This is a genomic window from Paraburkholderia gardini, from assembly GCF_907164575.1.
Taxonomy (GTDB): domain Bacteria; phylum Pseudomonadota; class Gammaproteobacteria; order Burkholderiales; family Burkholderiaceae; genus Paraburkholderia; species Paraburkholderia gardini.
Genome location: NZ_CAJQYY010000001.1, coordinates 58443 through 79841, shown reverse-complemented (window position 1 = coordinate 79841; position 21399 = coordinate 58443). Strand labels below are relative to the sequence as shown.

20 protein-coding genes are annotated in these 21399 nt (G+C 64.7%); 1 reads left to right on the top strand and 19 read right to left on the bottom strand.

Annotated features, from left to right (window positions below; all coding sequences use genetic code 11):
- Positions 1-5: 5 nt before the first annotated feature.
- The 18 genes from LPA34_RS00340 to tssB form a co-directional block, all read right to left on the bottom strand.
- Positions 6-758: a DotU family type IV/VI secretion system protein gene (locus tag LPA34_RS00340; protein ID WP_228973719.1), complete on the bottom strand. Its 753-nt coding sequence runs from the start codon at positions 756-758 to the stop codon at positions 6-8.
- A 104-nt stretch (positions 759-862) separates the two neighbouring features.
- Positions 863-2191 carry a type VI secretion system baseplate subunit TssK gene (tssK, locus tag LPA34_RS00335; protein ID WP_228973716.1) on the bottom strand — a complete coding sequence of 443 codons (1329 nt, stop codon included), beginning with the start codon at positions 2189-2191 and terminating at the stop codon, positions 863-865.
- Positions 2192-2305: 114 nt separating this feature from the next.
- Entirely contained in the window at positions 2306-2797 is a 492-nt protein-coding gene (locus LPA34_RS00330) for a hypothetical protein (protein WP_228973713.1), read from the bottom strand.
- Between the two features lie 76 nt (positions 2798-2873).
- Positions 2874-4298 (bottom strand): dicarboxylate/amino acid:cation symporter, encoded by a 1425-nt coding sequence (locus tag LPA34_RS00325; protein WP_228973711.1) that lies wholly within the window; start codon positions 4296-4298, stop codon positions 2874-2876.
- Positions 4298-4996, bottom strand: a complete 699-nt coding sequence (cuyB, locus tag LPA34_RS00320; RefSeq protein ID WP_228973708.1) for a cysteate racemase — start codon at positions 4994-4996, stop codon at positions 4298-4300. The genes LPA34_RS00325 and cuyB overlap by 1 nt, the downstream gene beginning before the upstream one ends.
- 9 nt (positions 4997-5005) lie before the next feature.
- Positions 5006-6280: a dicarboxylate/amino acid:cation symporter gene (locus LPA34_RS00315; protein WP_228974154.1), complete on the bottom strand. Its 1275-nt coding sequence runs from the start codon at positions 6278-6280 to the stop codon at positions 5006-5008.
- 36 nt (positions 6281-6316) lie between these two features.
- A complete protein-coding gene (locus tag LPA34_RS00310; RefSeq protein WP_228973707.1) occupies positions 6317-7219 on the bottom strand; it encodes a substrate-binding periplasmic protein in 903 nt (300 codons plus the stop codon).
- Positions 7220-7314: 95 nt separating this feature from the next.
- Positions 7315-7566, bottom strand: coding sequence for a hypothetical protein (locus LPA34_RS00305; RefSeq protein WP_228973705.1), 252 nt, complete (start codon positions 7564-7566; stop codon positions 7315-7317).
- Positions 7567-7579: 13 nt separating this feature from the next.
- Positions 7580-7966, bottom strand: coding sequence for a DUF4280 domain-containing protein (locus LPA34_RS00300; protein WP_228973704.1), 387 nt, complete (start codon positions 7964-7966; stop codon positions 7580-7582).
- A gap of 3 nt (positions 7967-7969) precedes the next feature.
- Entirely contained in the window at positions 7970-8677 is a 708-nt protein-coding gene (locus tag LPA34_RS00295; protein ID WP_228973699.1) for a toxin-antitoxin system YwqK family antitoxin, read from the bottom strand.
- A 7-nt stretch (positions 8678-8684) separates the two neighbouring features.
- Positions 8685-10610 carry a type VI secretion system tip protein TssI/VgrG gene (gene tssI / locus LPA34_RS00290; RefSeq protein ID WP_228973697.1) on the bottom strand — a complete coding sequence of 642 codons (1926 nt, stop codon included), beginning with the start codon at positions 10608-10610 and terminating at the stop codon, positions 8685-8687.
- Between the two features lie 4 nt (positions 10611-10614).
- The gene (gene tssH / locus LPA34_RS00285; RefSeq protein ID WP_228973696.1) at positions 10615-13302 is read right to left on the bottom strand and encodes a type VI secretion system ATPase TssH; all 2688 of its coding nucleotides are present in this window, start codon (positions 13300-13302) and stop codon (positions 10615-10617) included.
- Between the two features lie 11 nt (positions 13303-13313).
- Complete coding sequence (gene tssG, locus LPA34_RS00280; protein WP_228973691.1) at positions 13314-14390, bottom strand: type VI secretion system baseplate subunit TssG; 1077 nt, start codon at positions 14388-14390, stop codon at positions 13314-13316.
- The gene (gene tssF, locus LPA34_RS00275) at positions 14345-16108 is read right to left on the bottom strand and encodes a type VI secretion system baseplate subunit TssF (protein ID WP_228973689.1); all 1764 of its coding nucleotides are present in this window, start codon (positions 16106-16108) and stop codon (positions 14345-14347) included. Before tssF ends, tssG begins: the two co-directional genes overlap by 46 nt.
- A complete protein-coding gene (gene tssE / locus LPA34_RS00270) occupies positions 16101-16568 on the bottom strand; it encodes a type VI secretion system baseplate subunit TssE (RefSeq protein WP_228973687.1) in 468 nt (155 codons plus the stop codon). Before tssE ends, tssF begins: the two co-directional genes overlap by 8 nt.
- A 53-nt stretch (positions 16569-16621) precedes the next feature.
- Positions 16622-17104 (bottom strand): Hcp family type VI secretion system effector, encoded by a 483-nt coding sequence (locus LPA34_RS00265; protein WP_228973685.1) that lies wholly within the window; start codon positions 17102-17104, stop codon positions 16622-16624.
- Between the two features lie 48 nt (positions 17105-17152).
- Entirely contained in the window at positions 17153-18664 is a 1512-nt protein-coding gene (gene tssC / locus LPA34_RS00260; RefSeq protein ID WP_228973683.1) for a type VI secretion system contractile sheath large subunit, read from the bottom strand.
- Between the two features lie 64 nt (positions 18665-18728).
- A complete protein-coding gene (gene tssB, locus LPA34_RS00255) occupies positions 18729-19289 on the bottom strand; it encodes a type VI secretion system contractile sheath small subunit (protein ID WP_228973680.1) in 561 nt (186 codons plus the stop codon).
- A gap of 619 nt (positions 19290-19908) precedes the next feature.
- Here tssB and LPA34_RS00250 point away from each other — a divergent pair.
- Positions 19909-20610, top strand: a complete 702-nt coding sequence (locus tag LPA34_RS00250; RefSeq protein WP_228973678.1) for a response regulator transcription factor — start codon at positions 19909-19911, stop codon at positions 20608-20610.
- Between the two features lie 72 nt (positions 20611-20682).
- On the opposite strand, the gene LPA34_RS00245 is transcribed toward LPA34_RS00250, so the two are convergent.
- Positions 20683-21372 carry an HD domain-containing protein gene (locus tag LPA34_RS00245; RefSeq protein ID WP_228973676.1) on the bottom strand — a complete coding sequence of 230 codons (690 nt, stop codon included), beginning with the start codon at positions 21370-21372 and terminating at the stop codon, positions 20683-20685.
- Positions 21373-21399: the final 27 nt, after the last annotated feature.

Below are 21399 nucleotides of genomic sequence, written 5' to 3'. Positions count from 1 at the left end.
CACGATCACGGTGCGCCTCCGACCAGCGTATCGGCATGCAGTGCTTCGCGCACCGGCCACGATTGCCACAGCCACAGCACCTCCGAGATCGCCAGCAGCGACACGGCGGTGAGCAGGAAGATGACTGTCCAGCGCGTGACCGTCGGCAGCTTGCGCGGCGCGATATGCGACAGGGTGTTCGAATAAGCCTCGTCGACCAGCACGCGATCGCGGCCACCGAGATCCGGCCTGCGCTGATAGACGAATTCGTATAGCTCCTCACGAAAGCCGCGCAGGCGCGGGTCGGTCTCCATGCCGCGAAACCTGCCGTGAAAACCGAGCGCGAGGGCGAACAGATAAAGCCGCGCGATGTTGCGGCGTGACGGCTCGCGATCCGAGAGCAGCTGCTCGATGCGCGTGAACACGAGATCGCCCGCCACGTTGGTGCGAAAGAGCGTCGATTCGAGCAGATACGCACCCCAGTGCGAGCGCCCCGTCCACGGTGTGTTCAAGAGGATTTCGTCGGCGAGCACGGCCTTCAGATAGCGTGCATCCGCGACGTTCTCCATTTCGAAGCGCGTGCTGTCGCGCCGCGACTGCAGCGTCTGGATTTCCAGCAGATTCAGCAGATGCCGGTGCAGCCCCTGGGCGGCGGCCTCGGGGTCCGTATCGTGCGCGTCGGCAAGACGTGTCTGCACGTTCATCAGTTCGCCGATAAACGCGCGGAACTGGCCGGCGATGAGATCGTCTTCCTGATTGTCGGGTCGGTAGCGTGCCATGCGTGTGTGACCTTCCTGTTACCTGTTTATTGCCCGTGTTTTAACTTCGACCTGGCTGCGGGTTGCCGGTGAACCACGGCGGCGAACGACGGCCGCGACCGGGATCAACCCTTCACGAACAGCAGCATTTCCTGCGGTCGCTGCGCGTTCGCGCCCTCGTTCGGATTACCGATCACCAGCAGTTCATCGCCGCAAATCAGCGCGGGGTCGACTGCGATCTCGAACAGCAGATAGCCCGTTCCAGAGCGCACGCCCAGATCGTCCGCATGCTCGACGCCGCGCCGCGCCGCGCCCAGCACACGCCGGCTGCGCAGCGACGCATAAACCGGCTGCGAGCCGATCACCGCGCCCGCCATCCACGCCAGCAGATCGCGATCGGACTGACCGCGCAGACCGATCACGAGACGCTCGCCGATCCATTCCGTCTGCAGACCGATTTCGAACGCGCCGTGGCTGAAGAGGAATTTGTGCTCGCGATATTTCTCGCTTACTTCAGAGACCGACTCGCGCAGCGCGCGCAGCAGCGGCGTGAAGACCGCCTGCGGATCGGCGTGATCGTAGTCTTGCGGCACGGGCGGCATGCCGCCAGGCCGCAACATGCTGAGCGAGCCGAGCAGCGACGTCAGCGCGAGATACAGCGTCAGCGGATGCAGATGCGGCGTGCGCAGCACGGCTTCCACGAACGGCAGATCGCTCAGCAGACAGCGCAGCCGCTCTTTCAGCTCCAGCTGGGTCAACCGGTCGTCGGCCTTCGATGAAGGAATCGTCATCTGCCGCGCGACGAACGCCGCCTTGCCGCGCAACTGGCCAAGGAGCGCGGCGACGCCGGTCCACAACGGGTTGTCGCGGCTCACTTCGAGCAGCGGCGGCAGACGCTCGCCGAGCCTCACGACCTCGTTATCCTTGTAGACAGAACCGACGCACATCGACACATGAAGCGCCGAAGGCCGTTCGCCCGCGACCAGCGACAGATTCGGCAGTTGTCGCGGGATATCGGCGGGCGGCGCGTCGGACACTTCGTCTTCGACGGGCGCGCCACGCGACGAGCGGAACCGCCTGACCTGCGCGTCGCGGCGCATCGTGCCGGCCACCGGCAGCGCGAGATACAGATCGAGCGGACCGCCGGCGATCTGCTCCGCAAACGGCGCCAGCGAGAGTTCGAGCGGGCCGTGCCCGTTCGCCTCGGCGGCGTAGGCGACCGCGGTGCCGTCCGGCATGATGGCTTCGAGTTCGAGCACGCGCACGAGACCGGTCGGCAGCAGTCCGTTGTCGAGTACGAGCCGGCGCACGCCCCAGCTAAAAGGCGAAGCCGCGAGCGTCTGCCACGCGACCAGCGAATCGAAGCGCGCCGACATCAACTGGAAATGCTGTGGCGCGAGCAGCAGCCCTTCATGCCACTCGACGCGATCTACGACGTTCATCGCTTCATGCATGGGAAATCGTCCTGGGCAAAGCCCGATGGGTTTGACGCAACATGGGCGATTCGCCGCAGGGCCGGCCGGATGTGGCCGTGCAAAAGGCAGCGAGGGAAAGACATCGCGACATGTTCACTTTGTGTCCGAGACAGAAAAAGCCGTGCTGTCCAGCTGCACGACGAGCGTGCCGCTGAACTGCTGGATCCGCACGCGATGGGCGCCGGCCTGTGGGTAATCCGCGAAGACGAAGGCGCCCGCCACGCGCGTGCCGTCGAACGTGTCGCCGGACACCTCCAGACGTTGCCCCGGCACCAGTTCCCAGCTTTGATAACGCAGCCCCTTCGGGAACGACGCCGCCAGGTCCGCGCGGCCGTCGAACCACTTCGACGCGGGCAGCGCGGTGAGCCGGTCGACGAGCGCATCGTCGGTCACGAGGACCACGTCGACCGCGACCGGGCTGTTGCCGTTGACGTCGTCGCTGGCGATCAGCGTTACCTGTTTCCACTTCACCTTGTCGCCCTTGAAGCTCAGGAACGACGGCGCCGCGCAGCCGGCAAGCGCGCAGGCGGCGAACAGCGCGAGCAGGCAGGCGGCCGTCGTGCGCCACGTGTACAAACCCTTCATCGAAAATCTCCCCATCCGCCGGCCTGCGTGGCGGCGTTTTTAAACCATGCGTATTCCACGGCTGTGCGATCTGATCTCATCTCGCCCCCACGCCGATGCCCATCAGCACGATGAGCGACGCGGCCATCAACGCGCAGCCCGTGGCCAGCGCCAGTTGCGCGCGCGAAAACGAAAACTTCAGTACGGCGCCGTGCGGATCGAGCGGCATCAAATCCGCTGGCACGACCCGCTCGGACGGCAACCCCGCTGACACCAGCGCGGCCACCGCGCAGGTCGAAACGAGGCTCAGCACGTTGCGCGGGCCGTCGCAGATCAGATCGATCGCGATAAACAGCGCGCCGGCCGCTTCGACCGGCAATTGCAGCGCGGACAGCACGACGGCCGCATAGCCGACGGTGCCGAGCCCGTTCTGCCCCGACGAGAGAATCGCCGCGACGGTCGAGCCCACCGCGATGAGCACGATGTCGGACGGGCCGATCGGCCGGTTGTAAAGGTTCGCGACGAACACGGTCGCCAGCGCGAAATACAGCGCGGAACCCGCCCGCACGAACACGGAGCCGAGCGGCACGACGAGTTCCACCACGCCGCGCGAGAAGCCGAGACGCACGCTCATCGCCTCGATCGTGTGCGGGATCGGCGCAGTGGCGCTGCCCGAGGTCAGTCCGACCAGCAGCGGCGCTTTCAGATTGGCCAGCACGCTCAGGAACGGCAGACGCGCGATCCTGGCCATGACCGCGATCGCCACCACGCAAAGCAGGAGCGCGAGCCCGATGAAGTCCAGCAGAAAGCTGCCCATGGCGAAAACGGTCGCGCGCTGCGTGTGCATCGTCAGATGCGCGGCCGTGCCGAACGCGAGCACGGGGATCAGCAGGTTCGCGTATTCGATGACGTGTTCGAGCGCACGGTAGATGCCCTCGAACACGTTGGTCAGCATGCCCGACTGTTCGCGCGAGAGCGCCGCGAACGCCATGCCGAACATGATCGTGCCGGTCAGGATGCCAAGCGTGTGCCCTTGCGCGAGCACGCGGTAGAAGTTGTCCGGCACGATGTCGTTCAGCGCGAAGCCGATCCGCGACGGCAGCGCGTCGGCGATCGAGCCGGCGAACAGCCTCATCGGCACCTCGCCGCCGCTGCCCGTGCTGTTGAGCACCAGGGTGCCGAGCTGACTGCGCGCTTCGTGCGAAAGCTGCGCGCCCGGTGTGGCGAGCAACCCCAGCATCGTGCCGCCAGCTGCGGACAACGCGACCAGCACCACCGCGACCGCGAGGATCGTGCCGACGCGCACCGCCGGGCGCGGCAGCGCGAGCACCTGGCGCAGCCCGAAAAAGGTGGCGACCACCAGCAGCGGAACCGCCGCCATGTTCACCACGGCAAGATAAAGCTGACCGACGACCCATGCGAACGTCGAGGGCGCTTCGGAAACCGCGCCCGTGACGCCGCCCGCGACGAGGCATAGCAGGAGCCCCGGCGCGCTGTTGGAGAGCTTTTTCAGCGCGTTCATCAGAACCTGTTCCAGCCGCGCGTGGTGGCATACATCATCGTCGCGCGGGCAAGTTCCAGCGTGCTGTCGATCAGCGGGAACGCCGTCGCGCCGATCTGCCGCGCCGCCACCGGAATTTCGGTGCAGCCCATGATCGCCGCCTGCACGCCGCCATCGGCCAGCGTGGCGAGCACGTCGGCGAGCGCCGCGGACCCTTCGGCAAGCCGCCCTGCCTTGATGTCGCGAATGCAGGTGTCGAGAGTGTGCTGCGTCGCGTCGTCGGGTACGACGGGTTCGATATCGCGCGCCGCGAGCGAGCGCTGATAGAACCCCGACGCCAGTGCGCCGCGCGTCGCCAGCACCGCCGTGCGCGACACGCCGGCGGGGACCGCGGCCACGCAGGTCTCGGCGATATGCAGCACCGGGGCCGCACTGCGCGCGCACATCTGCGCGTACCAGTGATGCGAGGAATTGCACGGGATTGCGATCAGGCCGACTTCGTTACGGTTGAGCAGATCGATGCCCTTCAGCAGATATGGCAGCGGCGCTTCGTCGCCGCTCAGGATCGAGCGTGAGCGATCCGGAATCTGCGGCAGATTCGCCACCATCATGGGCAGATGCTGCTGGTCGCTTTCGGCGCGGGTGAGGTTGATCACCTTCTCCATGAAGTCCACCGTTGCAAGCGGGCCCATGCCGCCGAGCACTCCGATCATTGTCATGGCGCGCTCCTAGATCTTCAGCGGGCGCGGGCAGATCATCGACACGGCCGCCGCATTGCCGATCACGAGGATCAGCGTGCGCAACATGTCGCAGACCGGATCGACCGCGAGAAAGAGGATGAACGCCGCCTCGAACGGCAACTGCAGATACGCGCAGGTCATGCCGACCAGCGACACGGTCACGAGGCCGGTCATGCCCGCCGATGCAAAACCTGCCAGCACCGAGGCGAGCAGTACCGTGCAAACCTCGACCACGCCGAGCGTGTGGCCGTAAAGCTGGGCGATGAAGAGCGTCGCGCACACGTAGTACACCATCGGGCCGACACGCAGCAGCGACACGGCGAGCGGCACCAGCAGCTCGACCCGCGAGCGCGCGAAGCCGAGCCCGTCGACGAGCGTTTCGATCATGCTCGGCATGCAGGCCGCGCTATTGCGCGTGGCGAGCGCGAGCGCGAACGGCGCGCGCAGCGCGTCGAGCGTCGCGCCCAGGCCCTGATTCGAACGCTTCCAGATCACGACGACCGCGAATACCAGCAGCAGCACCGCCACCAGGAAGAACGCGATGACGAACTGCAGCATCGCGTGCAGCGGCCCGACACCCGACTTGCCGAGTTGCGCCGCGCTCATGCAGAAGAGGATCAGCGGCAGCGGATAGCTCAACCAGTGCATCAGTTTCTGGCAGGCGTGATAGATCGTCTCCAGCGACTGGCTCAGGCCGACGGAAATGCGCTCCGGCACGCGGCCCACGGCGAGGCCGAACAGCAGCGCGAACACCAGCGCCTTGAGTGCGTCGCCATTGGCGAGCGCGGCGAAAATGTTGGTCGGCACAAGGCTCGTCAGCACATCCGCGAAGCTGAGCGACTTCGGCGGAATGTCGGTGCCGTACAGGCTCATCACCGTATCGCTGGACGTTGAATCGCCGCCCACCATCATGCCGAACGTATGCATGGTGCTGCTCGACAGGTTCGCGCCCGGGTTGAGCAACAGCAGCACGATCGCGCCGACCACCGCGACGATCACCGATGCACCCGCGAATACCGTCACCACGCGCAACAGCAGCCGCGAAGCGCCGCCATCGCGGAACAGCCGCTGCAGACTGAAGATGACCGCCGAGATCATGAACGGCAGCGTGGTCATCTTCAGCAGATCGACGTAGATGTCGCTCAGCACGACGAGGTGCTGCGATTCGGCGGGAAAGAGCAGACCCGTCGTGCCGCCGAGCACGAGGCTGCCGATCACGACCCACGGGTTGAGCACCAGAGCGTAGATCTTGCTGGAATTAATTGTCATGTGCCGGATCCGGTTGGCGAGATCAGTAAATCAGTAACTGGGTGCCTGCAGAACGGCAGCGACGTCGAGCCGCTTCGCACGATCCGCGAGGAACTGGTTGACGAACGCGAGCAGCGCGGGCTCGGAAATATTGACGGCGACGGCGAGCGTGTCCTCGAGGTCTTTCAGCGTCACCACGCGCAGACGCAGCGACGCAGTCGGATCGGCTTTCAGCACGCGCTTGACCTCGAACTCGTCGCGAAACGCGGCGGTGATCTCGCCGTCGTTCAGCGCCTTGAGCACGCCGTCCCACGTCGGGTAGCTCATCAGCTTCGCGTGCGGGAAGTTACTCAGCGCGTACTCGGCATACGACGACTTCGCCACCACGCCGAGCGTGCCGTCATAGGTGCGGATCACTTCCGGCACCTCACGCCCGTGCGCGAGCTGCGCGAACTTCACGCGGTTGAGCAGCAGCGCGCGATTCAGGCGCAGATAGGGCTCGCTGAAGCTGATGATTTCGGTGCGCGGCAAGGTGCGCGACAGCTTGCTGACCGCGATATCGGCCTGCCCTTTCGCGAGCAGGCTGACCACGCCGTCGAACGTCATCGCGTCGCGGTTGAAGCGCACTTTCACGTTGAGCTTCTGGGCGAGTTCTTTCGCCAGATCGATGTCGAGACCGACGAGCTGTCCGTTGTGCTCTTCGAAGAACGGCGGCTGGTCGACGCCCAGCACCGCGACCACCAGTTCGCCCCGGTTGACGATGCGCGCGAACTCCGGCGCGAGAAGGCGACCGTCGGGCATCTGGACGAGACCTGTCGACGTCACGACCGGTGCCGCCCCGGATGCAGGCGCGGGAGCGCTCGCCGGTACGCGCGCGGCCGGCGCGGCATCGGCGGCGAACGCGGGCACGCCGGACGTCGCGAGGAGGAGCGCCGTACATGCCGCGCACGTCATCGTGACGTGGGATCGAACGACAGCGGCAACGCGCCGCTGGCAGAGTGAAGCAATGTCTGAGATGAATTTCGCAAACGACATAGAGGCAGCCGGTATCAGTTAGTCGAGGAAGAAGCGGGAAGCGGCACCATGTCGCCCGTGTCGGCTGGTTGCGTCGGTGCGGGCGCGGCAGCAGGCGTTACAGTGGGCGTGGCGGAGACAACGGCAGCCGGTTGCGCGGACAGGCTGGGCGCCGCGTAACGCACGCCAATCTCGACGCCCAGCAGGAAAAGGAGTCCGCATAACAGCACGGCACAGGTGACGGCAATCGTCACCATGCGCGAAGTCATCGAAAAGGCGTATTGCATCGTGTGTCTTTCCTCAGGGAACCATGGTGTCGACCTGCGCGGGCATCACGATCTGGATCACACCGCCCCATGCGCACATCAGCTTCGACGCGTTCTGCAACGCCGGCTGGCCGCCGATCAAAACCGTGGGCGAGCCGGGTGCCCACGGCGCGGATGTCATCGGCACGCACGGCATCGGCGTGAGCACGCCGAGCGCGGCGGCCGTCGCGGCGGCCACCTGCGGGTTGCCCGGGCAATTGCACATGCCGAACGGCGCGACGTTGACGATCGGCGCGTGATCCATCACGCAGGCAAGCGGTGTCTGTCCCATCACGCCGCTCACCGGCAGCACCGACAGCACGCCGGGCGCCACGCCGAAGCTGCATTGCAGGCCGCTGCCGGCGGTGATCTGGATGCCCATGGCCTACCCCCTCACCCAGCGTTCGAGACGCTCGGTCAGGCGCGGCGCGGCGGCGGCATCTCCGGTCGCGGAGATCGCGCGCCAGGCGCCCTGCGGCTTGCCCCGCACATAGCGGCGTTCCTGCATCACCTGACCGTCCGGCCCGTAGCGGCGCACGGTTCCATCCAGCAGATCCGCGCGATACGGCGAGACCTGCGACAGCGCGCCGTCTTCGGCGTATTCGAGCGACTCGCCTTCGAGCACACCCAGGCGATACCGCACGCGACGCACCACCACGCCGTCGTGCATGAAGAGCGCCTCGCCGTCCGGCACGCCCTTCACATACTTCACGCGCGACGTAACGAGGCCGCCGGGCGCATAGCTCAGGCTCTCACCGTTCAGCACTCCGAGCACGTAATGCTGGCGGCTGGCAAGCACGCCTTTTTGCCATGTAGTGACGAGGCCGTGCAGCTTGCCATCCACGTAGTGCGCCTCGATAAGCGGTACGCCGGACGCATCGAACGCGCGCAACGGCCCGGACAGCGCGCCAAGCGCGAACATCGCGTTCAGCAGCACCGTGCCACCCGCGCCGTAGCGCACCATCTCGCCATGCTGCACGTCGCCCGCGAACGACATCCGCGTAACGAGGTGTCCCGCGTCGTCGTGTACATCGACGACGCGCGTCGCGCTGGCGGGCGAACCGGAATCGACGGGAAGAGTGGCGGCGTTCATCGTCGTTCTAGTTGAGCTTGATGAGCGAGCCTTTCAGCTCGAGGATGCCGCCGCTTTGCACCGTGTGCGTCGCACTGGCCTTCTGCTGCACTTCAGGCGCATCGTTGGTCAGCGTGGCGCCCGCCTTGTTCGTGAGCGTCGTGCCTGCCTTGTTGTCGAGCGATGTGCCCGCCTGGCAGAGCAGCGCCGCGCCCGACTTGATCGTGACCGAACCGGTCACGTCGATCACCAGATCGCCGCTCACCTTCAACTGATAGTCGCCCGTCACGTTCTGCGTAAACGCTGCGTGATTGGTGTGCGTTTCGTCGCCCGTCACGTCCAGCGTGCGGGTGCCCTTCACGTTGTGCGTCTCCTTGCCCGCCTGTACGTCGACGGTGCGATCGCCCTTTTGCAGCACATGCGATTCGGCGCCCGCTTTCACCGTCGTCGAAAGCGCGTTCTCGATCTCGACGGTCATGTCTTTCTGCGCGTGGAAATACAGCTCTTCCGAGCCGGCCTTGTCCTCCATCCGCATTTCATTGCCCGCAGTGCCATCCTTCGATGAACGCGAGCGCATGACGCTCTGGGTCTGCATGCCGGGCAACGCGACAGGCAGGGTCGACTGCAGGTTGTAGACGCTGCCGGTGACGAGCGGGCGGTCCGGATCGCCGTCGACATAACTCACGACGACCTCATGTCCGACGCGCGGCAGGAACAGATGTCCCCACCCCTGTCCGGCCGACGACTGCACCACCCGCACCCAGCACGAACTGTTCTGGTCGGCCGTGGTGGAGCGGTCCCAATGAAACTTCACCTTCACGCGGCCGTAGGCGTCGGTCCAGATTTCCTCGCCGCTCGAACCGACCACCGTCGCCGTGTGCGTGCCGGCCACGACCGGTCGCGGCGTGACCAGCGGCGCACGGAACGGCACCGCCTGCGGGAAGACCTCGAATTCGTTGCTGTACGCATCGTTCGACGCGGAGTGCGTCACCGAGCGCACCACGTACATCACGTTCAGCGCGCTGTTGGAATGGCCGGCGAGTGTGAACGTCGTGCCCGCGGTGAGGCTGTAGCAGACGCTGCTGCCCGCGCCCGTCTGCTGCTCGACGGTTTGCGCGGCCGCGCGTACGCCGGCCTTACGGGTTGCTTCGTCCGCATCGGCGTATTTGCCCGGATAGACGTACTGCTCGCCCGCGGTAGTCGCCGCCGCGGTGTTCAATGCGGCGTTCGAAGTCTGCGCCGTCAGGTAGTCGTAGTCGGCGAACACCTGCGCGGACGCGCCCAGTCCCTGCGCCAGTTCAAGATGGGTGACGGGCTGAACCGTGGCATCGCCCATCGCGCCCGTGTTGACGTGCAGTGTCGCGCTGTCCGCCGCGCCCGCGTGATGCGCCGACGAACTGTCCGCCAGCACCATCGTGTGCACGCCGTCGGCGAACGTGAAGAAGTAGAAAATCCCTTCTTCCTCCATCAGCCGCGAGATGAACTGGAACGGGCTTTCGTCGATCTGCACGCAGTATTCGCGCACCGCGTAGGTACCCGACAGGCGCGGTTCGCAGGTAATGCTGAAGGCGCCGAGAATCTGCTCGATGATCGCGAGCGCGCTCAGGTTCTGATAGATCGCGCGGTTGCGGCCGAGCGTCAGCAGCACCAGCGAAGGCGCGAGTTCAGCCGTGTAGTAGCCGTATTTCAGATCGGCACCGGCGTTCACAAAACGCGTGACGATGCCGTTGAACCAGCGTTGCGGACCGGTGGGTTGCTGCAACGTCACCGTGACCTTCTTGCCGACGATGGTTTGCGCGTCGAGCGCCATGTTCGACGAGCGCATGCGCAACTGGAAGCGAAACAGTTCGGAGATCGCTTCCCGACCGGCGAAGCCGTCCAGCAGCAACACGTCGGTGCCGAATGGCGTGCTGATCGACGCGAGACATCCCGTCTGACTGGCTCTGGAATACATCTGCTCAGGCCTCGTCCGTCGACAGGAAGTGGAAGTCGACATTCCCGGATGCATCGAGCGACAGATGCACGCCGCCGAACGGCGACTCCGTCGAAATGCGTTCGAGCACCTGGCGTGCCAGTTCCGGCAGCACTGACTGCGTGAGAATATGATCGACGTTGCGCGCGCCGCTGTCGACTTCGGTGCAGCGCTGCGCGATCGCGCGCGCGAGCGCGTCGTCCCACGTGAGGCGTGCATGATGATTGCGCTCGAAGCGCTCAGCGAGCCGCGCCAGCTTGAGCGCGACGATCGAGCTGATCTGCGCGTCGCCCAGATGGTAGTAAGGCACGAGCGTCAGACGGCCGAGAAAGGCCGGACTGAAACGCGCGAGCAGCGCCGGACGCAACCGCTCCACCAGCTCGGCCGGCGGCGGACGGCGGCCGCCCTGGCTCGCCTCCGTGATGACGTCCTGCGCCGCGTTCGACGTGAGCAGGATCACCGTGTTGCGGAAATCGATCGGCACGCCTTCGCCGTCTTCCATCACGCCCTTGTCGAACACCTGGAAGAACAGTTCCAGCACATCGGGATGCGCCTTTTCCATCTCGTCGAGCAGCACGACGCTATAGGGGCGACGGCGCACGGCTTCGGTCAGCGTGCCGCCGCGTCCATAGCCGACGTATCCGGGCGGCGCACCCTTCAGGCCTGAAACGCTGTGCGCCTCCTGGAACTCCGACATGTTCACGGTAATCATGTTGCGCTCGCCGCCGTACAGCAGATCGGCCAGCGCGCAGGCGGTTTCGGTTTTGCCGACGCCGCTCGGTCCCACCAGCAGGAACACGCCGACCGGCTTGCCCGGATCGTCGAGATCCGCGCGAAACGTGCGGATGCGGCGTGCGATCGCGTCGAGCGCCTCGTCCTGGCCGACCACGCGTTCCGCGAGCTTTTCCTGCAGATACAGCACCGTGTGCAGTTCGTCGGCGAGCATCCGGCCGACCGGGATGCCGGTCCAGTCGGAGATCACTTTCGCCACCACCGCCGAGCTCACGCACACCGGCACCATCGGCTCGTCGTTCTGCACCGCTTCGAGGCCTTTTTCCAGGCGTGCGAGATTCGCGCCGAGCGACTCGCCGTCCTCGTCCTCGCCGATGCTGTCCGCGTCGTCGAGAAAGCGCGCGATGCGGCTGCGCCACGCGATGATTTCGCCGACCGCGCGCTTTTCGGTGACCAGCTTTTCAGCCAGACGCAGATGCCGGTTACGTGCATCGTCAAGCTGACGGCCAGTCGCCGCGATCGCATCGGCGCGATCGATGCCGGTCGCCGCTTCGTGACGCAGGATGCGCAACTGGTGCGTCGCGCCGTCGATCGTGCGCTGGAGCGCCTCGATTTCCTCCGGCACGCCGTTCTGCGCGATCGAGACGCGCGCGCACGCCGTGTCGAGCACGCTGATGGCCTTGTCCGGCAACTGCCGGCCGCTGATGTACCGATGCGACAGCTTGACGGCATCGCGCACCGCGTCGTCGAGAATCTCGACATGGTGATGATGTTCGAGCTTTTGCACCACGCCGCGCAGCATGTCGACGGCGACCGCTTCCGATGGCTCCTCGACCTTCACGACCTGGAAGCGCCGCGCGAGCGCCGGGTCGCGCTCGATGTACTTCTTGTATTCGGCCCACGTGGTGGCGGCGATCGTGCGCAGCTCGCCACGCGCGAGCGCCGGCTTCAGCAGGTTCGCCGCGTCGCCCTGCCCTTCGCTGCCGCCCGCGCCGATCAGCTGGTGCGCCTCGTCGATGAAGAGGATCACCGGCGTGGGCGAAGCCGCCACTTCGGCGATCACCGACTTCAGCCGGTTCTCGAACTCACCCTTCACGCCGGCGCCTGCCTGCAGCAACGCCAGATCGAGCGAACGCACCGACACGTTGACGAGCGCCGGCGGCACCTCGCCGCTGACCACGCGCTGCGCGAAGCCTTCGACCACCGCCGTCTTGCCGACACCCGCCTCACCGGTGAGGATCGGATTGTTCTGGCGACGCCGCAGCAGCACATCGATCAGTTGACGGATTTCGCCGTCGCGCCCCTGAATCGGATCGATCGCGCCTTCCCGCGCCAGCGCGGTCATGTCGACCGTGTACTGTTCGAGCGCCGAGTTCCTTGCGCCCGTCGGCATGGCGGCCGGCATGCCGGATGCCGCGCGTGGCGAAGCCGCCGTGCCCGACGCTGCGGCGGGTTCGTACGCACCGGCTTCCGCGGTGCCGGCGAGCAGCATCGGCAGCGCGTCGCGCAGCGCCGCGCGCGGGATCTTCAGCAGCGCGGGCACCGACTCCAGCAGCAGACCGCGCAACGCCTCGACTTCGAGCAGCGCGAGCACCAGCGTGCCAGAGCGGACCTGCTGTTCGCCAAGCAGCATCGAACTGAGCAGCCACGCTTCCTGAAAGAGCTGCGAGAAGTTCGGCGAGAGCGCGGGCGTGCGGCCGTTGCCACGCTTGAAGTGGTCGATCGCCGCCTGCAACTGCACGACGAGCGTGTCCGCCGCGACATCGAAATGCGCGAGAATCGCCTGCAGGTCGGGGGCATTCGACTCCAGCAACTGAAGGAGCAGATGCTCGACGTCGACGTTGTAATGCGTCTGCCGCACGCAGAGTTGCGCGGCCTGCTCCATCGCCCGCCGGCATTCCGGATTGAGTCTGCCCAGCAGGGTTCGAATATCGATGTCCATGTGTCTTGCCGTCAGGAGGTTGGCATGGCCGCGGGACGTGCCGCGCGCAGCGCGAAGCGCACCGGCGCCGGCTGTCGCGCGCCCGCGAGCCACGAAGTCCAGCCGAGCCGCGCTGCCGCGGCGCCGCCTGCCGCCGCGCCGTCCAGCCGGGACGCGCCGCGTCTTACGTTCAGTACGATTTGCACGTCGAGATCCTGCTGCACGTAGCCATGCACGAGCCAGGCCGCGAGTTCGTGGTCGCGGCCGCCGGGCAGGAGGCCGGCAATCCGCTCAGCCGGCAGGTCGTCGAACTGGATCTGGATACCCGCGGCCTGATCCCATGTGCGCCGCCCCAGTACGTGCATGCCGCCAAGCCGCGTCGGCGCCTGCGTGCGGTGGCCGGCGAGGCATGCGGTGTCCGCTTCGTCCATCGCGCGCCAGGCGCCCGCGAACTGGACGCCGCGCGCCGTCAGACCGAGACGCTCGGATAGCATCATCAGCAGTCCCGCCATCGAACGCGGCGCACCGCCAAGGACACCGGCGTGCCGCATCCATAGCTGCGCGCCGTGCGGGCCTCGCGCGCCGCTGCGCAAGCCGAGACTCGCGAGCGCATCGAGACACGTGCCTGGTGCGCTGGTTCGCGGTGCGTCGCCGTGCAGTCCCGGCGCATGCTTTCTGCGACCGCGATGCAGGAACGACAGAAACCGGTGATTGAAAATGTCGAGCAGGTCGGCCATTGCATGGTCGCGCGCGGCACGGCTCGCCAGCAGCATCTCGGTGTAGGCGATCGGCAGCGGGCCATTCGCGCCGGCCAGCGTGAAGGCCGGCGTCGACAGCGTGTACGCGCGTGCTTGCGCGTCTGCTTCGCCATCCTCCGCGCCCCGCGCGCGTACCGAGCGCACGTCCGCGCCCTGGAACGCCATCGTCACGAAGCCGGTGAGACGCACCGCTTCGCCCGCGCCGTTGCCGTGGCCGAGCGGCTCCGCGCCCGGCACCGCGCGTTCGAGCAGACTGATCGCCTGGAACAGGTCGAAGCTATGAGGGCGCGCAATCAGCGTGGCGATCAAAGCAGCGACTGGTAGCCTGTCATCGGCTCCCATTGCTTCCATGTCTCGTCTCCACGGCGCACCACGAGCCGCACAAATGAATTGACCGTCGTATAGAGGGCGAAGAACCGTGCGAGCACGGCGCCCATCAGCAGCGGCGAGCCACCGACAAACGCGTCCGCATCGAATTCGACGGCGACCTCCGTGCCACGGCAGTAGCCGCGCCATGCGTCGCCGCCGACGTACGCGGTGACGCTGCGTGCCTGCACGCTCTTCAGCCCGCGAATCTGGTCATGCTCGCGGGCGCTACCGGACGCGAAGAGGCGCAACATCTGCTGCAACTGCGCGCGCCCGGTCGCACCGCTGACGAGCGCGCCGTGATTGAGCGTCAGGAGCGACACGAGCTGCCACAGCGACTCGCCATCGAGCGGCGGCGTACGCTGCACCGTCGGTTCGTACAGGCAGCGCACATGGGCGGTGTTCGACACATGCTCGACGCTCACGCGCGCGCCGACAGGCACCTGCTCCGCGAGACGCCGGTTCGTACACAGCACCTGTGCATAGACCACCGGCTGGGCGAAGCGGCTGGACACGCCGCCGGTGTCGGCAAGACTCAGATACATGTCCGTGCCGGACAGATTCGCGCGCATGCTGCGCTCGCGCCGCGCCGACCAGAACATGCCCACGTCTTCGGACGCCACATCGCCAGCGGCGGAAAACGGCGGCACCGTAACCGAGCGGTCGGCGGAAGGATCGGACAGCGTCACCGAGTCGATCGAATGAATCTCCGTCATCGGTTCACGCCGCTGGTCCGCCACCAGCCGATGTTCGTAATGCCGGCGATCGAGCACCACCGGCTCGGTCGTCTGCGAAAAGAGGTTGATGGCCGGTGTGCAGCCCAGCGCGAAATGGCCGGCTTTCAGCATGCCGAGGCCGCGCTGCGCACGCTTCAGATGCAGCACGAGTTCGCAGGTACGCGTGCGGCCGAGACTCCCGCGCGGTAACGTCAGATCGAAGAAGTGGAACTTGCGCGGAAAGGCAAAATATTCCTGCATCAAGCCGTACGCCGGCTGGGCGTTCGCTGGGCGCGGCAATACGTTGTCTTCCTCGCCGCAACCGACCTCGCGCCAGGCCGTGGCCGGCAGCGTGCGCTCAGCCGCGTCCGGCGGACGCACCGATACGCCGGTCACGCCCACCACCAGCAACTCGTAGAGCGGCATCGTCACCATCCAGTCGCCATGCAGATGGATGCGCAACGTGGTGAGTTCGAGTTCGGAAAAATCCACGCCTTCCTCGCACTCGAGCGTGAGGGCGAGCATCGTGTCGTCCGTGAATCGCGCACGCGTGATCGACACGGGCCACAACGTGGTGTCCCACGCCGTGCGGAAACGGCAGGCTTCGCCGCTTTCCGTGCGCACCTGCAGACCCGTGTGCCGCGGCACGCGAAAACCCGCCGTCACCTTGCCCTGGGCGGGATCGAGATCGAACTGCACGACGGTCATCGCGGGCACGGGCTGCACGAGCGACGGACACACGTTGTCGAGCAGCAGCGATGCGACCTGCGGAAACGTCTGATCCAGATCGCGATGCACGCGCGCGGCGAGAAAGGCCGTTGCCTCGATCAGCCGTTCCGTGTGCGGATCGAGCGACTCGGTGCCATGCAACGCAAGACGTGAAGCGACCTTCGGATAGCGCTGCGCGAACTCGGCGCCCTGCGTGCGCAGGTACGACAGTTCGCGTTTGTAGTAATGCAGGATGTCGTCGGACGCGGCATCAGTCATGGTCCGTCCCGTGCGAATCAGGCGACGGCTCGCCGTCCGCCGAGAGTTCGAACGCCACGCGGCCGATACCCGTACCCATGCGCAGTTCACCGCTAACGATGACGACAGGCCGCCCCGACTGCACCGCCTTCGGTGCGAAGCGAACCGTCACGCCCGCAAGCCTCGGTTCGAACAGCGTGATCGCACGCTGGATGGCCCCGGCAATCGCGTCGCGATCGGCACCCGACTGGAGCGAGCGCGCCGAGAAATCGGGCACGCCGTAGTCGATCACGGTGCCGTCGCTGGTTGCGAACTCATCGAACGCCAGGCGCGAACGTGTGCCCAGCAGACGGCCCAGTTCGCGGGCAACGGATTCGCGCAGCGCGTCGCCTTCCAGCAACTGCTCATGCGAAGGCGCAGCGTCGCCGGCAACGAGGCGCTCGAACAGAGGCATCGGTGAACCGTTGATGATTGCCAGCATGACGCAGAACTCCCCGCTACGCTTTCGTTGCCCAGCCCGCTGCAACTGCTGTCTTAAGATGAAATCGCTTCGTTCTTGGAGAGGTCCCAGCCGAACGACGCCGTGCCCTTCTTCGACGAATCGACGTTCTGCTGCGTGTATTCCGCGGTGACGCCGGTGAAATGGATCGAGAAGCTGTCCTGCATTTCACCGCCACCCGACGAGTTGATGTTCGAGATCATCGCGTTTTTCATCACGTACTTCATCTGCGGCATGAACTCGCCGTTCTCGTTACGGCCGATCAGCAACGTGGCATCGCCAAGCTTGGTGCCTTGGGTGCATGCCGAATACAGCGCGGTCGTCGACTGGTCGCTGAACTTGGAGAAACTGAACTCGCTGAAATTCGGGCGGCCCATGGTCCGCTCCGTATTCGCCACATCAAGGCCGATCGGCAACGAGATGCCCAATGAAAAACTCATCAGGATGATCTTGTCCTCATATCCCTTGATGGTTGAATTGCCTTTGATGTCCTTGATATCAAGAATGATCGTATCCATGAATTCCGTACCTCAGTGCTGCGGGTTATAGGGGGCAAACGGCGGGCGTCAGGCCGCGGCCGCGGGCAGTTCGGCGACGAGCCGAAGCGAGGCCGTCAATTCTTCCATCTGGAAGTGCGGCTTCAGGAAACAGGTTGCGCGGTACGCACCCGGCTTGCCCGGCACTTCGGTCACGTCCACGCGCGCTTCGCTCAGCGGAAAGCGCGCCTTGGAGGCTTGCGACGCCGCCGGGTTGATCAGCACGTAGTCGGCAATCCAGTTGTTCAGGTAGTTTTCGACCTGGCCGCGTGTCTGGAAGCTGCCCACCTTGTCGCGCATCATCACCTTCAGGTAATGCGCAAAACGCGACGCCGCGAGCACGTACGGCAGACGCGCCGACAGTTGCGCGTTCGCGTTGGCCGTATCCTTGTTGAAGAGCTTCGGCTTGTTAGCCGTCTGGCTGCCGAAGAACGTCGCCGTATTGGAACCCTTCGAATTGACGATCGCGATGAAGCCCAGATCGTTCAGTTCCTTTTCGCGGCGATCGGTGATCGTCACCTCGGTGGGGCACTTCAGCGCGACGTCGCCTTCATCGGTGCGGTACGTGTGTGCCACGAGATCGTCGACCTTGCCACCGCCTTCGACACCGCGGATCGCCGTCGACCAGCTATACATCGCGAACGCGTTCGTGATGCGCAGGCCGAGCTGATACGCGGAGTTCGCCCACAGATACTTGCTGTGATCGGTGCCGTCCACGTCTTCTTCGAAGTTAAAGTTATCGACCGGCTTCGTGTTCGCGCCGTACGGCAGGCGCGCCGCGTACGACGGCAGCACCAGCGACACATAGCGCGAATCCTCGGCTTCGCGGAAGCTGCGCCACGTCGTCAGCTCGGCGCTTTCGAATACCTTCGACAGGTCGCGCGTGACGCCCAGTTCGGTAAACGACTTGATATCGAAAAGGCTCGGCGCGGCCGACGCGATGAACGGCGCGTGGGCGGCCGCGGCCACCTTCGAAATGCGTTCGAGCAACGCGATGTCCTGCGGGTGACGACCGAACGCGTAATCGCCGATCAGCAACGAATACGGGTAGCCGCCGAACGTGCCGTACTCCTCCTCATAGACCTTCTTGAAGAGCACGCTCATGTCGTGATCCACCGCCGATTCGAGATCCTTCAGCAGTTCCTTCTTCGTGACGTTGAGCAGGCGCAGCTTCAGGTGCTGGCCCGTCTCAGTGCCTTGCACCATGTCGTGCAGGCCGGTCCACGACGCTTCGAGCGCCTGGAAAGCCGGATCGTGCATGATCGCGTTCAACTGGTCCGACAGGAGACGGTCGATCTCCGCCACACGTTCGTTGATGGTTGCAACGAGACTCTTGTCGGGGCTCGTGCGCATGCCTTCGTCGAGAACCTGCGAGGCGAGCTGGCCGATGAGCTGCTTCGCGTAGCCGCGCTGCGACGGCTCGATCGCCATGTTGCCTTCCTCGACAATGCGTTCGAGCAGGCTCAGTTCGCTGTGGGTCGTGACGACCGCACCCGTGGTCGTTTCGGTGGCCGCGCTGTTGGCGGCAGGCTTCGTTGCCATTCTGATCACCCTGGTGGAATATGTTTGCGTTTGCGCGTGCGGCAAAGGCGGGGGAAAGACCGGGTCACTCGGACGCGGCGTCTTCCTGTACGGGTTGCTGTGCCGGCTGTGCCTGCTGCGGCTGTGACGCGTCGCCGGCATACGCCTGGCTTTGCACCTTTTTCAGCTCGTCGGCGTCCTTGACGATGCGCTCGAGGATCGAGTCCAGCTCGTCGTTACCATCGAGCTTGCCGAGCAGATCGCGCAGTTGCTGACGCGCTTCGAGCAGCTTCGCGAGACGCGGCACCTGACCCACCAGGCTCTCGGGGTGAAAATCCGCGAACTGATTGAAGTTCAGTTCGATCTTGAGATTGCCTTCGCCCTTCATCGTGTCCGGCACCGAAAGATCGAGGCGCGGACGAATCTTGCCCATGATTTCATCGAAGTTATCGCAATCGATCTCGACGAAACGGCGCTCTTTCAGCTTCGGCAGCGGCTCGGCCGGCTGCCCCGACAGATCCGCGAGCAGACCGACAACCATCGGTAGCTCGCGCTTTTCCACCGCATCGCCCACCTCGACGTCGTACGTAATCTGAACGCGCGGCGGCCGGTTGCGACCCACCCATTTTTGCAGGCTGTTCGACATAAAAACTCTCCGGAAAAAGCTCTAAAACGTCTGATGAATAGCCGGACTCCGTATATACCCTGTATTCAATCAGGCACGCAGAAATCCGTCATTAAAACGTAATTAAAAAGGCAAACAAAAGCACGCCGGCCATAAACCGGGAAGGTAAATGGCGCTCGCTGTTTATTTGCAATATCAGGTAATGCGGCTACCCTTCCGAAGGGTTCCGCGGACCTGTCACGAGATGACAGACCGCACTGTCGAGCGCCGGTAGCGTACCGCTTGCACTCGCCCCCGCGATTTTTCCCTGTCCGATAACTGCCGTGGTCAGCGGCAACGGTTCATCAGGGGAAAACCGGAACTATTTTCAAAAATTATTTCAAAATGGCACTGCCATCTCTTCTTTCAGTTCTGGAACTGTGCAGACTTTAAACGTATCGCGGAATGGCCGGCAATACCTGATATCAGGTATTTGGTTACCCTTTTTCACAAAAAATGCCGCGTATAAACCCGAACTACCTGTTTTCAGGTATTTGCTTTCCGGGGTATCTGTGTATAGTGGCGTCGAACCTGCTGCCGGAGGCGCAACCTTGCGTCGTACCCCCAAAAAAAGCAGTGAGACCTGCCCAGACGCCTCTCCATGATTGCAGATCCCACCGAGTCGCGGTTGCGACGGCTGCTTATCGTCGGACATGATCCCGTCACACAGACAAGGCTGCGTGCCATCCTCGCGAGCCTCGGCTACGCACATCAGGACGCGCTGTTCTTTGCGGATAGCATCGCTGAAACCACCATGCTGCCGGTCGACGATACGTTCGTGCTGGCGCTGATCGAAGGGGAATTGCCCGACGGCACCAGTATCGATCTGATCCACAGCCTGCACGATCGCCAGCGCGGACTGCCAATCGTCGTGATTACCGAACAACGCAATGAACTCGAGATTCTGGGGATGCTGCGTGCGGGCGCGGCGGGTTACGTGCTCAAGAGCCGGGACGACGTGGAGATGGCTCTGTACATCCGCAGCGCGTTGTGTGGCGGGACGCCCATCGACCCGTTCGTCGCGAAGCGGCTTCTCGACCTGCTCAACCGCTCGCGTCTGGATCCGGAGCCACCCGCCGTGCCGTGTGACCCTGCCGTCGTGTCGAAAAACAGCCTTAGCGTGCGGGAAACGGAGATTCTTGATTTTGTCGGCAGAGGGCTGAGTAACCGCGAGATTTCCTGCCTGTTGTCGCTTTCCACCTTGACGGTGGAATCCCACCTTAAGAACATCTTCCGGAAACTGGCGGTCAAGCGGCGCACGCAGGCCATCCTCGAAGCGCGTACGCGCGGGTTGTTGCCTTAGCGGCAGCAAATTACAGATGCCGGTTCAGCCACGTCGCGACATGTCCAGATGCCGCGACGCGACCCCGTGCAATCACTTATGCCCGTGCGAAGGATCGTCGCAATGCAGGCATTGCCGCCCGTCGTCGACCCATGATGAACCGAGGATCAGGCTGCAGAAATTCACGCGCTTGTAGCCCGGTTCCTTCAAGGCGAGTACATCGGCCTTGACGTTGCCGAAGGTCGTTTCCGGCTTGTGCCGCGTACCTTTCGCGAACGCGTCGATGATGCCTTCCTTGAAGTTCGTTTCGCGCGGATGCGCGGCGACCACCTGGTTGCGCTGGTCATCGGAAAACTCATCGTAGGCGAGACCCAGTACATCCATCTCCACACCGGCCGTCACCAGCGCGACAACCGGCTTCTTGTGCTGCGGAATGCCCGGCGTCGTATGCAGCGCGATCGAGTCCCACACCATCTCGACTTCAGCTTCCGGAATGCCGTACTGATTCAGGAAATCGCGGGCCGCGTTCGCGCCGTCCACTTCGAAACGTTCGGTCTTGCTGCTGTATGCCGGCACGAGCCCCATGTCATGGAACATGGCGCCGATGTAGAGCAGCTCCGCGTCATACTTCAGCTGCTTGCGCTCGCCGGTGAGCGCGCCGAACAGAAAGACGCGCGTCGAGTGATTGAAGAGCAGATCGGGTTCGGTATCGCGAACCAGTTGCGTTGCGTCGCGGGCCATCTTGCTGTCGGGGATCCTGATCCCGGCGATTGCGTTGCTCATGTGATTCTCCGTTGATTGACAGGCCCG